Origin of the sequence: Achromobacter sp. UBA4530 (genome assembly GCF_002388205.1) — a bacterium.
Classification (GTDB): Bacteria; Pseudomonadota; Gammaproteobacteria; order Burkholderiales; family Burkholderiaceae_B; genus Achromobacter; species Achromobacter animicus.
In genome coordinates this window covers 117833-131619 of record NZ_DGMA01000011.1, presented here as the reverse complement: position 1 = coordinate 131619, position 13787 = coordinate 117833, and the positions used below count along the sequence as shown (strand labels likewise).

Genomic DNA, 13787 nt, shown 5'->3' with positions numbered 1-13787 from the left:
GATTGAAACGAGCAGCGATGGAACATTCTATTTTGGTCGCCGGTGGCGCAGGCTATATCGGCACGCACACTCTCGTCAGCCTGATCCAAACGGGTTACCGGCCGGTGGTGTTCGACAATTTTTCCAATAGTGGCATTGTCGCTATTGAACGTGTCGAGAAGATTACAGGCGTGGCGGTGGAATGCATCGTTGGAGACATCCGGGACGCGAGCGCCCTGGACTCGGCTTTCCAGCAATGCGCCGACCGCGGCCAACCGGTCAGTTGCGTGCTTCATCTGGCGGCATTGAAGGCGGTAGGCGAGTCCAACAGCATGCCGTTGGCGTACTACGACAACAATGTGGCAGGCACGCTCGTGCTGTTGGAGGCAATGCGCCGCGCGGGTGTGGGCACCATCGTGTTCAGTTCTTCGGCCACTGTCTACGGAGAGCCGGAATTCCTGCCCTTCGTGGAAACGCATCGCATAGCGCCGACCAATCCCTATGGATGGACCAAGGCGATGGTTGAGCAGATTTTGCGAGACCTTTGCGCATCCGACCCCGCGATCAAGGCGATCTGCCTGCGCTATTTCAATCCGATCGGCGCGCATGAGTCGGGCTTGATCGGAGAGGATCCGCGGGGCGAACCCAATAATCTGTTCCCGTACATTACGCGCACGGCCGTTGGCCGGTCGGCGTGCCTGCGCATTTTTGGCGACGACTACGACACGCCCGATGGTACAGGCGTTCGGGACTATGTCCACGTCGCCGACTTGGCAGACGGGCACGTCAAGGCCATCGACTACGCGTTATCCTCGCGCAGCGGGCAGGGATTCGCAGCGTTCAACCTGGGCACGGGGCGCGGGACATCGGTTAAGGAATTGATCGGGGCGTTCGAACGCGAAAGCGGCGTTCCCGTGCCGCATCAAGTGACATCGCGCAGGGCGGGCGATATTGGTGAGGCGTGGGCAGATCCCGCGCTGGCAAACCAGGTCCTGGGCTGGGCCGCTCGACGGAGCGTCGACCAAATGTGCAGGGACGGCTGGAATTGGCAGAAAAACAACCCTGACGGCTATCCCGAAAAAGAATAACTCTTTCGGGAAGCCCGTCAGGGCGACACCTGCGGCTACACGGAGGGCTTTCCGGCTTGGCGCAGATGCTCCACGATGCGCCGGCTTGCCAGCCCGTCGCCATACGGGTTATGGGCGACGCTCATTTTCTTGTATTCGCCGGGCTGCAGCAGCAGCGTCGCGATTTGCGCGGTGATGGTGTCCGTATCCGTGCCGACCAGCCTAACGGTACCCGCCGTTACCGCTTCCGGGCGTTCGGTGGTGTCGCGCATGACCAGCACCGGCTTGCCCAGGGAAGGCGCCTCTTCCTGAATGCCGCCAGAATCCGTCAGGATGATGTGCGACCTGTCCATCAAGTACACAAACGGCAAGTAATCCATCGGTTCGACCAAAAAGACGTTTTTCAGCCCTTTCAGCAGGCGGTTGACCGGTTCGCGCACATTTGGATTCAGATGGACGGGATAGACGAAATCATGGTCCGGAAAGCGGGCAGCCGAGGCCGCGATCGCCTGGCATATTCTTTCGAATCCGGATCCGAAACTCTCACGGCGGTGCCCGGTGATGAGCACGAGGCGCCGGTCGTCGTTCAGGAAGGGAAGCTGCGCAGCGATTGAATTGCGCAATGCCTCGTCCACGGCCAGTTTCTGTTTTACCCACAGAAGCGCGTCGATGACGGTATTGCCTGTCACGACGATGTTATCGGCCGAAACTCCCTCGCGCAGTAGATTGTCGCGAGACGTCCCGGTCGGCGCAAAATGCAGATTCGCGAGCACGCCGGTCAATTTGCGATTGGCTTCTTCGGGCCAGGGTGAATATATGTTTCCGGTGCGCAGTCCGGCCTCCACGTGGCCCACGGGGATCCTGTGATAATACGCCGCCAGGGAAGTGGCAAACGTAGTCGCGGTATCGCCGTGAACCAGGACGTAATTGGGCTGGAACTGCCGGAATACCTCTTTCATGCCGAACAGGATGGCACTTGTGACGTCCGTCAGATCCTGACCTGGTTTCATGATATTCAGGTCAAAATCCGGCTGAATCTCGAATAGCCCGAGAACCTGATCCAGCATCTCCCGGTGCTGAGCAGTTACGCATACGCGCGCCTCGATGGACGGCTCTTGAGCGAGTGTGTGCACCAGAGGCGCCATTTTTATGGCTTCGGGACGAGTGCCAAATACCGTTAGGATTTTCATTGCGGGACGGATGCTTTGCCGACGGGCGGCAATAGTCGGTGAATGAGGATGCCAGTTTCGCGGCAACTCGGATCGAGTGCGGCGCACCTCCTGGATTCTACCTTGCGTGGCCAAGCCGATGCGGGGCCGCGCTCTGCCCCTCGGGCCTTGATGTGTTGTACATTCGCTGCTTCAATCGCACGATCACCAGCTTGATGCCCACCCGCATTCTCATCGTTCGCACGTCCTCCCTGGGCGACCTCGTCCACATGCTGCCTGCGATCACGGATATCGCCCGGCACGTGCCGGACGCGCAGATCGACTGGGTCGTCGAGGAAGCCTTCGCCGAGATCCCGTCGTGGCATCCCGCCGTCAACGAAATCATCAAGGTCGCGCACCGGCGCTGGCGTAAGTCGTGGTGGTCTGCCCAAGTGCGCGCCGAGCGGCGCGCGCTGCGCGAGCGCCTGCGCGCCGTGCGCTACGACGTGGTCCTGGACATGCAGGCCTTGCTGAAATCGGCGTGGCTGGTGCGTCAGACGCAGGGCGTCAAACATGGGCTGGACTGGCGGTCCGCGCGCGAGCCGCTGGCCTCGCTGTTCTACAACGTGCGTCATCGCGTCGAATTCTGGCAGCCCGCGGTGATCCGCCAGCGCAAGCTGGCCGGGCTGACGTTCGGCTATCAGCACGCCGGCTTGCCCGATTTTGGCTTGCAGGCGTTCGCGCGCCAGGCGACCCAAGCGCCCGAGCCGGTCGTCGAAGTCGGCAGCGGCGGTCTGAACGCCGCCGAGCTGCCGCGGCTGCATCATGTGGACACTGACCGCGGCTATGCGGTGATCATGCCGTCGGCCAGCCGTGACGACAAACTGTGGCCCGAGGAAGACTGGCGCGTGGTGTTCCGCCGCCTGCGCGAGGCCGGCTGCACGCTGAAGCTGCTGGCCGGCAACGAACAGGAAGCCGAGCGCGCCCAACTGCTGGTGGCCGGCATGGAGGGGGCCGAGGTCATGCCCCGCATGGATCTGTCCGCCGTGGCCAAGTTGCTGGCCGGCGCCCGCCTGATGGTGGGCCTGGACAGCGGCCTGACGCACCTCTCAGCCGCGCTGGGCCGTCCCACGATCGGCATCTACCGGGCCTCGACGCCCGTGCGCACCCCCCTGGTCGGGTCCAACTACACCGCCAGCCTGGGCGACCGCGGCGCCTCGCCGTCTCGCGAGGCCGTCATGGCCTCGGTCGAGCAGGCGCTCGCCGCGCAGTGACATGAACCGCGGCGTCTACACGCTGGGGCTTCGGGCGCTCGCGCCGCTGATCTGGCTATGGATGGCCCGCCGCGCCAAGCGCGCCGGGGGCCGCTGGGAAATCTTCTCTCCCGAACGCTTTGGGCGCCCTGATCCGGCCACCGTGCTGCCGGACAACCCGGTCTGGATGCATGCCGTCAGCCTGGGCGAGACGCGAGCCGCGCTGCCGCTCTTGAACGCATTGCTGGCGCGCGGCCTGCCGGTGTTGCTCACGCACACGACGGCGACCGGCCGTGCGGAGGGCGAGCGCCTGTTCAAGGATGCCATCGCGAGGGGGCAACTGCGGCAGGTCTGGCTGCCCTACGATTTTCCGGGTGCGACCCGCCGCTTCCTGGCGGCGCACCGGCCGCGCTGCGGCCTCTTGATGGAACGCGAGATCTGGCCCAACCTGCTGGCCGCCGCGCGGCAGGCACGGGTGCCCATGGCGCTGGTCAGCGCGCGTTATTCCGCGTCGTCGCTGCGCCAGGCGCGCCGGATGGGCAGCGTGATGCGCGAGGCCCTGGCCGGGCTGGACATGGTGTTGGCGCAGACCGCGGAGGATGCGGGGCGGCTGGCCGAGGCGGGTGCGCCGGCGGCCGTCGTGACCGGCAACCTCAAGTTCGATCTGGTGCTGCCGCCCGCTCAGGTAGAGGCGGGACGCGCGTGGCGGGCACAGCTCGGGCGCCAAGTGGTTGCGGTCGCCAGCACGCGCGAGGGCGAGGACGCGCCGTTCATCGAGGCGATCAAACGTCAGGCCGCAGCGCCGGGCGCGCCGCTTTTTTTGTTGATCCCACGTCATCCCCAGCGCTTTGACGAAGCTGCGCGCCTGCTGTCGGACGCGAAAGTCGGTTTTGCGCGCCGTTCGGAAGGCACGCTTGCGCCACCGGGCGCCGCCGTGCTGCTTGGGGATTCGCTGGGCGAGATGGCGTTTTATTACGCAGCTTCGGATGTGGCGATCGTGGCGGGCAGCTTTGCGCCGCTGGGTGGCCAGAACCTGATCGAAGCCTGCGCGGCGGGCGTGCCCGTCATCGTCGGGCCGCACACGTTCAATTTCAAGCAGGCGGCGGAAGACGCCATCGAGGCTGGCGCCGCGCTGCGCGCCGAGGATCCGGCGCAGGCGGTGCACGCGGCAATCGCGCTGCTGCGGGACACGCCGCGCAGGCAGCTGGCGAGCAAGGCCGCGAGGGCTTGGTTCGACCAGCATGCGGGCGCCACCGGGCGGACGATGGATGCGTTGGGACCCTGGCTGGACGGAGCGGCGCCGGGCCGTTAAGGCGTTTTACGCGGCGCCAACGTCACCGCGCCCGGATTCAATTCCTGGCTGAATCGCCGCCCATCGCGGCCTTCGTCTTCGGGCCGGGCGCCCAGCCAGCCTTGTCCCAGCGCATAGACGCCCAGATTCGCCAACAGGATCAGGATAAAGAGCACGCGCATGCCGGACCTTCGTCAGGGAGTGGTGTTCAAGGTGGCGCGCGCCACGGCGGCCAATCCGTCCAGGACCGGGTGGTCCAGGTAAACGGGAACCGGCGTGGCGCCGAAGGCCCCGCCCGCGTCAGCCAGCAGCCGTTCGATTTCCTGGTGGACTTCGGGCCAGCCGCCGCCGGCCGCGTAGATCTGCGGGGTCTGGCCGTAGCGCTGGCGGCCCGCCAGCCATTGGCGCACGACCGCGCCGGCCTGCGCAGCGGCGATGCCGGAGGCGATGGCCTCGTGCGTGTCGGTGGGATAGGGCACGACCTGGCCGTTGGCGATGGGGAGGTTGGCCGTGCCGTGGGCAAGCGACGTGCGCATCATGGCCGGGCCGGGCAGGATCAGGCCGCCCGCAAAGACGTTGTCCGGTCCGACGGTGTCGATGGTGGTGGCGGTGCCGAAGCTGGCCAGCACGAACGGCGGGTGAGTGCCGGGCAGGCGCGACAGCACGCCGAGCAGCGAGGCCCAGCGGTCGGCGCCCAGCTGCGTGGGCGTGCGATAGCTGTTGACCAGGCCCAGCGTCGTTGCCTGCGAAGGCGACCAGTTGACGGTGCAGCCGTGCTTTTGCAGGATGGCCGCGATGGCGTCGCCGCGCGCCGCGCCAGCGACATTCACGCCCAGCGCGCGCCGCGGCGGCCGGGGCAGGGCGGCAAGCCAGTCATCCAGCGCGTTCAGGTCCAGGCCGTCGAAGGCGACGGCCGCGGGCTCGCGCGGCATGTCCGGATTGGTGGCGTCCAGCCAACCCACTTTGAGGCGGCTGTTGCCGGAGTCGATGAGAATAATCATGCTTGGCGTCGAATCGAAATTTCACCGACCGAGATCGGTGTGGCGCCCTCGGGCGTTTGCACCAGCAGGCGGCCTTGCTCGTCCACGCCACAGGCGGTGCCGCTTAAAAGAATAGCGCCCTTGTCCAGCACGTTCACCTTGCGGCCCGCGAGCGCGTCCACCTGGTCGAAGCGCTGTCGGAATGCGCCGAAGCCGTCGCGTTCCAGCGTGCGGACCGCCTCGTGCCACGCCGCGGCGCTGGCGCAGATCAGGTCTGCAGCCACGGCGGCGCGGTCTGCACCGGCCTGCACCTGCGTCCAGTCCGCAATCTCGCGGCCCAGCGCCAGCGACAGTTCGGCCGCATCGGCAAGATTGACGCCCATGCCGATCACCACGGTGTAGCCGGTGTCGCGGCCGCCCGGATTGCGGGTGGTCTCGACGAGGATGCCCGCCAGCTTGGCGTCGTGCCATTGAATGTCGTTGGGCCATTTCATGCACAGGCCATGCGAACCCGGCCCGGCGACGGTGCGCAGCGCTTCGCAGGCGGCCACGCCGGCAAGCGGCGATAGTGCCGCCAGCTGCATGGCGGGCAGGTGCACGTCAAAGGCGCACGAGAACATCAGCGTGGAGCCCGAGCGGTTCTGCCACGGGCGGCCCGCGCGGCCGCGGCCGGCATCCTGCTGATGCGTGCCCAAGAGCCAGGGCTTGCCCGCGCCGGCACCGGTGCGCGCGCGCGCCAGCAGGTCGGCATTGGTCGATCCGGTGCTGCCGGTCCAGGTGACGTCCTGGAAGGCGGGCAGGCGCTGCGCCAGCGTCCGGGCAAGCGTTTCCGGGGCGGGGAGGTCGATGGGGCAAACGGGGGCGGGCATGGCCGCGATTGTAGGGCACGCGGGCCGCGCTCGCGGCCGCAGCCCCCCTGCGTTTATGATTGGCGATACATTTTTGCATCCGCACCCCGACGACATGCCGCATTCCGCATTGCTTGCGACCGCCGCCGCGCCTTTCCGCCATGAAGGCGGGGTCTGCCACGTCGGCGGCGACTGGAGCGTCCTGGCGCTGGCCGAGTCGGGCGAAGTGGAACGCAGACGCGCGGCGCTCGCGCGGGCGGCCAAGGAAGGCGCGCGCTGGGACATGCACGCGATCCACCGGCTGGACACGATCGGCGCGCTGATCATCTGGCAGGCGTGGGGTGAAAAGCTGCCCGAGCGCGTGCGCTGGGGCGCGGGTCAGCAGGACGTCTTCAACGCGCTGGCGATGAACAAGGGCGAGACGCCCGCGCCCGCCGCCAAGCCCGAAACCTGGACATGGGTGCGCGCCACGGGCGGTGCGATCCTGCGGGCCGCCGAGAACGGCAAGGCGCTGCTCATCATGCTGGGCCAGCTGGTGCTGGACGTGGGCGCCATGCTGCGCCGGCCCTGGCTGGGCCCGTGGCGCGAGATTTCCGCGCAGGTGTACCGGACCGGCGCGCAGGCGCTGGGCATCACGGCGCTGGTGGGCTTTCTTATTGGTGTGGTGCTGTCCTACCTGTCGGCGCAGCAGCTTCAGATGTTTGGCGCCGACCGCTTCATCGTGCGTCTTCTGGGCGTGTCCATCGTGCGCGAGCTGGGCCCCGTCCTGGCGGCCATTCTGGTGGCCGGGCGTTCGGGGTCTGCGATCACGGCGCAGATCGGCGTGATGCGGGTCACACAGGAACTGGACGCCATGCTGGTCATGGGCATTTCGCACGGCCAGCGGCTGATCCTGCCGCGCGTGGTGGCGCTGGCGATCACGATGCCGCTGCTGGTGCTCTGGACCAGCGCGATGGCGCTGCTGGGCGGCATGCTGGCGGCGCAGGCGCAACTGGGCGTGTCCGCGCAGTGGTTCCTGCAGTCGCTGCCTGATGCGATCACGCTGACCAATTACTGGATCGGCATGCTGAAGGGCGTGACCTTCGGCATCCTGATCGCCCTCATCGCCTGCCATTTCGGCCTGCGCATCCAGCCCAACACCGAAAGCCTCGGCCGCGGCACCACTACGTCAGTGGTTACGTCGATCACGGGCGTGATTCTGCTGGATGCGGTGTACGCGGTCATCTTCAGTTCGGTGGGCATCTGATGAACAACGCCACCCAGAATCGGCTGTTCACTGAAGAGGGCGTGACCGTCGAGCCGGTCATTACCGTGCGCGGCCTGCGAACCGCGTTCGGCGACCATGTCGTGCACGACAATCTGGACCTGACGGTGTTTCCGGGCGAGATCCTGGTGCTGATCGGCGGTTCGGGCACGGGCAAGACGGTGCTGCTGCGGCAGATCATCGGACTGGACGTGCCGGCGGCGGGCACCGTGAAGGTGCTGGGTCACACGCTGTCGGAATTGACGGCGGGAGAGCGCCGGCGCCTGTCATACCGCTGGGGCATGCTGTTTCAGGCGGGGGCGCTGTTCTCGGCGCTGTCGGTGTTCGACAATGTGGCGCTGCCCTTGCGCGAATTGCGCACGGTGCCGGAAGACCTGGTGCGCGACGTCGTCATGTGCCGGTTGGCCATGGTGGGCCTGTCGTCGCGCGATGCGGACAAGCGCCCGTCGGACCTGTCGGGCGGCATGGTCAAGCGCGTGGCGCTGGCGCGCGCGCTGTCGCTGGACCCGGAATTGCTGTTCCTTGATGAGCCCACGGCCGGGCTCGATCCGCTGCGGTCCGACGAATTCGTGGACCTGGTGCGCAGCCTGCACCGGCAGCTTGGCTTTACCGTCGTCATGGTGACGCACGACCTGGACACGCTGCTGGCGCTGGCCACGCGCGTGGCCGTGCTGGCCGAGAAGCGGGTGATCATTTGCGACACGGTGCCTGAAGTCCTGAAGTTCGATCACCCGTTCATACATACATTCTTCCTGGGCGAGCGCGGTCTGCGCGCGCTGGGAGACCTGGCACCGAAGGGAATGCACCATGGAAAACCGTAGTCATGCGCTCATGGCCGGTATCTTCACGCTGGTCCTGCTGGCTGCCGCGACGCTGACGGCCATCTGGATCGGCCGCGACCGGACGCAACTGCAGCCATACGAAATCATCTCGGCCACGGCCGTCACCGGCCTGAACCCGCAATCGGCCGTGCGCTATCAGGGCGTGCCCGTGGGCCGCGTGCAGTCGCTGGCGCTCAATCCCGACAAGCCCGGGCAGGTGCGCATCCGCATCGGCGTGGCGCCCAACACGCCGATCACCGAATCGACGTGGGCGGAACTTGGCGTGCAGGGCGTGACCGGCATGGCCAACGTGGACCTGCGCGACGACGGCTCGTCGCTCAAGCGCCTGACGTCCACCGCCGAGCATCCGGCAGCCATTCCGCTGCGCCCGGGCTTTCTGGACCGCATCGAGAAGCGTGGCGACCAGTTGATCTCCAACGTCGAAGTCGCGACCGAACAGTTGAAGCGCGTGCTGAGCGAACAGAACGTGCAGGCGCTTACGGCCAGCCTGCAGAATGCCAACGACATTTCGCTGTCCCTGAAGGAAGCCAGCCGCGACCTCGCGCCCACGCTGGCCAAGCTGGGTCCGCTGATGGATTCGCTGAACAGCACCTCGCGCCAGGCCGATCGCGCCGCGCGCGAGATCGGCGACCTGGCCCAGCAGGCCCGCCAGTCGCTGGCGCGCCTGAATGCGCCGGACGGCCCGCTGGCGGTGGCCACGCGCAGCCTGAACGACATCGCCCTGGCCGCCGCGCGGCTGGATGGCGAGACCCTGCCGGCCTTCACCACCATGGCGAACGACGTCAGCACGGCCGCGCGTGGCGCCGCCATCACCCTGCGCCGTGTGGACAACACGCCGCAATCGTTCCTGTTCGGTCCCCCGCCCATCGCGCCGGGACCCGGCGAACCCGGTTTTGCCGGATTCCGGAGATAGACCTCATGAAGATGCGCAGCGCCATTCTGATTCTGACCCTGGCCATTGCCGGATGCGGCATCGGCCGCGTGGACGCGCCGCCCACGCTGTTCGACCTGGGGCTGGACGCGCGGCCCGTGCCGGCCTTGCCGGCCCGCGATCCGATCGCGCTGACGTTCCAATCGGCCCCCGGTCTGACCGACACTGGCATGATCTGGCGCGTGGGCGACAGCGCCGCGCCGCGTTCCTATGCCACGTACCGCTGGGCCGCGTCGCCCGCCGACCTCGTCCGGCAGCGCATCACCGACCGCCTGTCGCGCCAAGGCGCGGTGCTGAGTGACCGCGTCACGTTGCAGACGCCGCAGTTGCAGGTCTCGCTGGCGCAGTTCGAGCAGGTTTTCTCCGAAGACGGCCAGTCGAGCCAGGGACGCGTCCTGCTGCAGGCGGTGCTGCTGGATGGGCGCAACGTCGTGGACCAGAAGCGCATTCTGGTGGCCGCGCCCGCGCCCACGCAGGATGCCGAAGGGGGCGTCGCGGCGCTGCGCCAGGCCACCGACGAGGCGAGCGATCAGCTCGCGCAATGGCTTGCCGCCACCTTGCGGCCGCCCGCCGCAGCCGCCTCGCGCGGAAAGTAGCGTCAGCTCGCGCCGCTGCGCGCCGGTTGCGGTCAACCGGCATTTCGCCGGGCGGGCCGGGCGGTTAACATCGTTTCTTTTTTCCGCACGTTGAGTTCCGCCATGTCCGCACGCACTGAAACCCACGCTTTCACCGGCGCCGCCGGCCGCATCGATTGCGCCATCGACTGGCCCGCCGACACGCCGCGCGGCTGGGCGCTGGTGCTGCATCCGCATCCGCTGCAGGGCGGCGCGCGCGAAAACAAGGTGGTCACGACCCTGTCGCGCGCCTGCGTGCAGCACGGCCTGGTGGCGGTGCGCCCCAACTTCCGCGGCGTCGCCCAATCGGAAGGCACGTTCGACAAGTCCGTCGGCGAGACGCAGGACATGCTGGCCGTGGTCGCGCAGATGCGCGAACTGCACCCCGAACTGGCGCAGGCGCCGTGGGTGCTGGCGGGCTTTTCGTTCGGCACCGCCGTTGCCGCGCAAACCTACGCCGCGCTGGCCGATGCGGGCGAAGCCGTGCTGCCGTCGGCGCTGATGCTGATGGGCCCGGCCGTCAACCGCTTTCAGTCGCACGAAGTGCAGGTGCCCGACGACACGCTGCTGGTGCACGGCGAAGAAGACGAAGTGGTGCCGCTGTCCGAAGCCATGGACTGGGCGCGGCCGCGTTCGATTCCGGTGGTGGTGGTGCCGGGCGCCTCGCATTTCTTCCACGGCAAGCTGCTCGTGCTGCGCCAGCTGGTGCAGGCCCGTTTGAAGGTTGCGCTGGACTGATCCGGCCTCCTGGCAGTTCGCAGGTTGCATCAGGTTGCATGTTTTAGGCGCGCAGGGAACCCCACGCGGCCGGGATGGGTCTGATCGACTGCCTATAATTGTCAGCCACTTGCCCCGCGCCGGCGGGCGTCATTCCTGGACCCACGTTGCCGATGAAGAAATTGCCTCACTCCGCTCAATCCCCCGTTGTCTTTACCCGTCGCATCATTTCAGGCGCGGTGTTGTCAGCGATGCTGGCGGCCTCCCTGCCAGCTTGGGCGCAGCAGGCGCCAGCCGCACCCGCCGCCGCGCCGGCCGCGACGGCACCGGCTCCGTCGCCGACCGGCGCGGTGCCCGTCGGCGACGTCTCGGCCGTCCCGGCGCCCACCATCGCGGCCAAGGCCTGGATCGTCGTCGACGTGAACAGCGGCCAGACGCTGGCCGCTTCCAATCCCGACATGAAGGTCGAGCCGGCCTCGCTCACCAAGATCATGACGGCTTACGTCGTGTTCAACGCACTGGAAGAAAAGCGCCTGACGCTGGAGCAGACCGTGCCGGTGTCCGAGCACGCCTGGCGCACGGGCGGTTCGCGCATGTTCATCGAACCGCGCAAGCCGGTCACGGTGGACGAACTGAACCAGGGCATGATCGTGCAATCGGGCAACGACGCCTCGGTGGCCCTGGCCGAAGCCGTGGGCGGCAGCGAGTCCGCCTTTGCCGCGCTGATGAACCAGGAAGCCGATCGCCTGGGCATGAAGAACACGCACTTCATGAATGCCACGGGTCTGCCTGATCCGCAGCACATGACCTCCACGCGCGATCTGGCCACGCTGTCCGCGCACCTGATCACCGATCACCCGGACTTCTTCCACTACTACAAGCAGAAGAGCTACACCTACAACAAGATTACGCAGCCCAACCGCAACCGCCTGCTGTGGGCCGATCCGTCGGTGGACGGCATGAAGACCGGTCACACGGATTCGGCCGGCTACTGCCTAGTGTCGACGGCCGTGCGCGGTGATCGCCGCATCCTGGTGGTCGTGGTGGGCACCGACAGCGAAGCGACGCGCGCCGAAGAAAGCCTCAAGCTCCTGAACTGGAGCTTCCAGAACTTCGACACGGTCAAGCTGTTCGACAAGAGCCAGCCCGGCATCGACGCCCGCGTCTGGGAAGGCACCGCCGAAAACGTCAAGCTCGGTCCGCCCAACCCGGTGTCCATCGCCGTGCCGCGCGGCAAGGCGGGTGAATTGAAGCCGGTCGCGCAGCGCACCGATCCGCTCATCGCGCCGCTGGCCAAGGGCCAGCAGGTCGGCACGCTGCAATTCACGCTGGACGGCAAGGTGCTGCGCACCGAACCGCTGGTGGTGCAGGACGCCGTCGAACGTGCCGGCTTCTTTGGCCGCATGGTCGACACCGTCAAGCGCTGGTTCCAGTAAATCGGCGCCCCGCGGCCGCAGCCGCGGGTGTAAGCTAGCAGCGGGCGTTTCGTGCGCGAAACGCCCGTTTTGCATTCTTCGGGGGCGAGCCGCGCGGCTCGTCCCTGTTCCATTTCAAATTCAGGAGTGCCTCATGATTCCGGGCGTGCCGGGCGAAAGCCAGGTGTATCTCAACGGTGAATTCCTGCGCGTGGACGAGGCCAAGGTCTCCGTCCTGGACCGCGGCTTCATTTTCGGCGACGGCATCTACGAAGTCGTCCCCGTGTACCAAGGCAATGCGTTTCGCATGGCCGAACACCTCGACCGCCTTGATCGCAGCCTGGCTGCCTTGCGCATCGCGCCGCCGTTCGACCGCAGCGGGTGGATCGACCTGATCCAGCAGCTGCTCGACCGCTCCAACCTCGACACGTGCATCGTCTACCTGCAGGTGACGCGCGGCGTGGCCAAGCGCGACCATCCGTTCCCCATGCCGGCCGTCACGCCCACGGTGTTCGGCATGATCGCGCCCTGGTCCCCGCCGCCTGCCGCGCAGCGCGAACAAGGCCTGTCCGCCATCAGCATCCCCGACGAGCGCTGGCTGCACTGCGAGATCAAGTCCGTGTCCTTGCTGGGCAACGTGCTGGCCAAGCAGCAGGCCGTGGACGCCCACGTCGACGAGGTCCTGCAGTTCCGCGACGGCTACCTGACGGAAGGCGCGTCCACCAATATCTGGGTGGTCTCCGGCGGCAAGCTGCTGGCCCCGCCCAAGAACAACCTGATCCTCGAAGGCATCCGCTACGGCCTGATGGGCGAACTGGCCGCCGAGGCCGGCATCCCGTTCGAGTCGCGCCGGATCTCGCAGGAAGAGGTAAAGCAGGCCGACGAACTGATGCTGTCGTCCGCCACCAAGGAAGTGCTGGCCATCGTCTCGCTGGACGGCAAACCCGTGGGTACGGGCAAGCCCGGCCCTGTTTTTGAGCAATTGCGTGCGGGTTATGATGCCCGCATCGCCGCGCTGTAGTCCTGGCGCGGGGCGGCCTGCCTGCAATGCATGCCGGCCGGCCGCCCGCCCCAACGGCGCCCGCCGGCACTTGCCGGCACGCCGCGTGCCCCCATATAAGAACATTCAGGGGCAACTCTTTTTAGGCACATCATGAACATTCCGCCCGAAGATTCTTTGATCGAATACCCCAGCGACTTTCCCATCAAGGTCATGGGCAAGCAGCATCCCGAGTTTGCGCAGACGCTGACCGAGGTCGTGCTGCAGTTCGATCCCGGGTTCGACGCCGCGACGGTGGAAATGCGCCCCAGCAAGGGCGGCAACTACCTCGGCCTGACCTTCACGGTGCGCGCCACCTCGCGCGAGCAGCTGGATGCGCTGTACCGGGCGCTGCATGGCCACCCCATGGTGTCCATCGTCCTGTAAGGCAAGACCGCT

Annotated in this window: 15 protein-coding genes; 11 read left to right on the top strand and 4 right to left on the bottom strand. The window is 67.0% G+C overall.

Going from position 1 to position 13787, the window contains the following annotated elements; all coding sequences use genetic code 11:
- Positions 1–17: 17 nt before the first annotated feature.
- A complete protein-coding gene (gene galE, locus B2W22_RS12475; protein ID WP_286937909.1) occupies positions 18–1067 on the top strand; it encodes a UDP-glucose 4-epimerase GalE in 1050 nt (349 codons plus the stop codon).
- 35 nt (positions 1068–1102) lie between these two features.
- Here the strand turns inward: galE and wecB are convergent, their stop codons facing one another.
- Positions 1103–2236: a non-hydrolyzing UDP-N-acetylglucosamine 2-epimerase gene (gene wecB / locus B2W22_RS12470; RefSeq protein ID WP_286937907.1), complete on the bottom strand. Its 1134-nt coding sequence runs from the start codon at positions 2234–2236 to the stop codon at positions 1103–1105.
- 194 nt (positions 2237–2430) lie between these two features.
- On the opposite strand from wecB, the gene waaC reads away from it, so the two are divergent.
- Both waaC and B2W22_RS12460 read left to right on the top strand, forming a co-directional pair.
- On the top strand, positions 2431–3468 hold the full coding sequence (gene waaC / locus B2W22_RS12465; protein ID WP_191577567.1) for a lipopolysaccharide heptosyltransferase I: 1038 nt from the start codon (positions 2431–2433) through the stop codon (positions 3466–3468).
- Between the two features lies 1 nt (position 3469).
- Positions 3470–4759: a 3-deoxy-D-manno-octulosonic acid transferase gene (locus B2W22_RS12460; protein WP_286937905.1), complete on the top strand. Its 1290-nt coding sequence runs from the start codon at positions 3470–3472 to the stop codon at positions 4757–4759.
- Here the strand turns inward: B2W22_RS12460 and B2W22_RS12455 are convergent.
- Genes B2W22_RS12455 through B2W22_RS12445 form a run of 3 tightly spaced genes read right to left on the bottom strand, consistent with a single transcriptional unit; the run spans position 4756 to position 6587 of the window.
- Positions 4756–4920: a hypothetical protein gene (locus B2W22_RS12455; protein ID WP_175124874.1), complete on the bottom strand. Its 165-nt coding sequence runs from the start codon at positions 4918–4920 to the stop codon at positions 4756–4758. The genes B2W22_RS12460 and B2W22_RS12455 overlap by 4 nt on opposite strands.
- 12 nt (positions 4921–4932) lie before the next feature.
- Positions 4933–5739, bottom strand: a complete 807-nt coding sequence (locus B2W22_RS12450) for a type III pantothenate kinase (RefSeq protein ID WP_218342526.1) — start codon at positions 5737–5739, stop codon at positions 4933–4935.
- Positions 5736–6587, bottom strand: a complete 852-nt coding sequence (locus tag B2W22_RS12445) for a biotin--[acetyl-CoA-carboxylase] ligase (RefSeq protein WP_175185894.1) — start codon at positions 6585–6587, stop codon at positions 5736–5738. The genes B2W22_RS12450 and B2W22_RS12445 overlap by 4 nt, the downstream gene beginning before the upstream one ends.
- A gap of 94 nt (positions 6588–6681) precedes the next feature.
- Between B2W22_RS12445 and B2W22_RS12440 the strand changes: the two genes are divergently transcribed.
- From B2W22_RS12440 to B2W22_RS12405, 8 genes are all read left to right on the top strand, one after another.
- The gene (locus B2W22_RS12440) at positions 6682–7812 is read left to right on the top strand and encodes an MlaE family ABC transporter permease (protein ID WP_175185921.1); all 1131 of its coding nucleotides are present in this window, start codon (positions 6682–6684) and stop codon (positions 7810–7812) included.
- The gene (locus B2W22_RS12435) at positions 7812–8651 is read left to right on the top strand and encodes an ABC transporter ATP-binding protein (protein ID WP_286937902.1); all 840 of its coding nucleotides are present in this window, start codon (positions 7812–7814) and stop codon (positions 8649–8651) included. Before B2W22_RS12440 ends, B2W22_RS12435 begins: the two co-directional genes overlap by 1 nt.
- Positions 8638–9585, top strand: coding sequence for an MlaD family protein (locus B2W22_RS12430; protein ID WP_286937899.1), 948 nt, complete (start codon positions 8638–8640; stop codon positions 9583–9585). Before B2W22_RS12435 ends, B2W22_RS12430 begins: the two co-directional genes overlap by 14 nt.
- A gap of 5 nt (positions 9586–9590) precedes the next feature.
- Positions 9591–10199 (top strand): ABC-type transport auxiliary lipoprotein family protein, encoded by a 609-nt coding sequence (locus tag B2W22_RS12425; RefSeq protein WP_175185895.1) that lies wholly within the window; start codon positions 9591–9593, stop codon positions 10197–10199.
- 102 nt (positions 10200–10301) lie between these two features.
- Entirely contained in the window at positions 10302–10955 is a 654-nt protein-coding gene (locus B2W22_RS12420; protein WP_286937896.1) for an alpha/beta hydrolase, read from the top strand.
- 152 nt (positions 10956–11107) lie between these two features.
- Positions 11108–12370: a D-alanyl-D-alanine carboxypeptidase family protein gene (locus B2W22_RS12415; RefSeq protein WP_175124881.1), complete on the top strand. Its 1263-nt coding sequence runs from the start codon at positions 11108–11110 to the stop codon at positions 12368–12370.
- A 133-nt stretch (positions 12371–12503) separates the two neighbouring features.
- Positions 12504–13370 carry a D-amino acid aminotransferase gene (locus tag B2W22_RS12410; protein ID WP_286937894.1) on the top strand — a complete coding sequence of 289 codons (867 nt, stop codon included), beginning with the start codon at positions 12504–12506 and terminating at the stop codon, positions 13368–13370.
- Positions 13371–13499: 129 nt separating this feature from the next.
- Positions 13500–13775, top strand: coding sequence for a YbeD family protein (locus B2W22_RS12405; protein WP_175124995.1), 276 nt, complete (start codon positions 13500–13502; stop codon positions 13773–13775).
- Positions 13776–13787 lie beyond the last annotated feature (12 nt).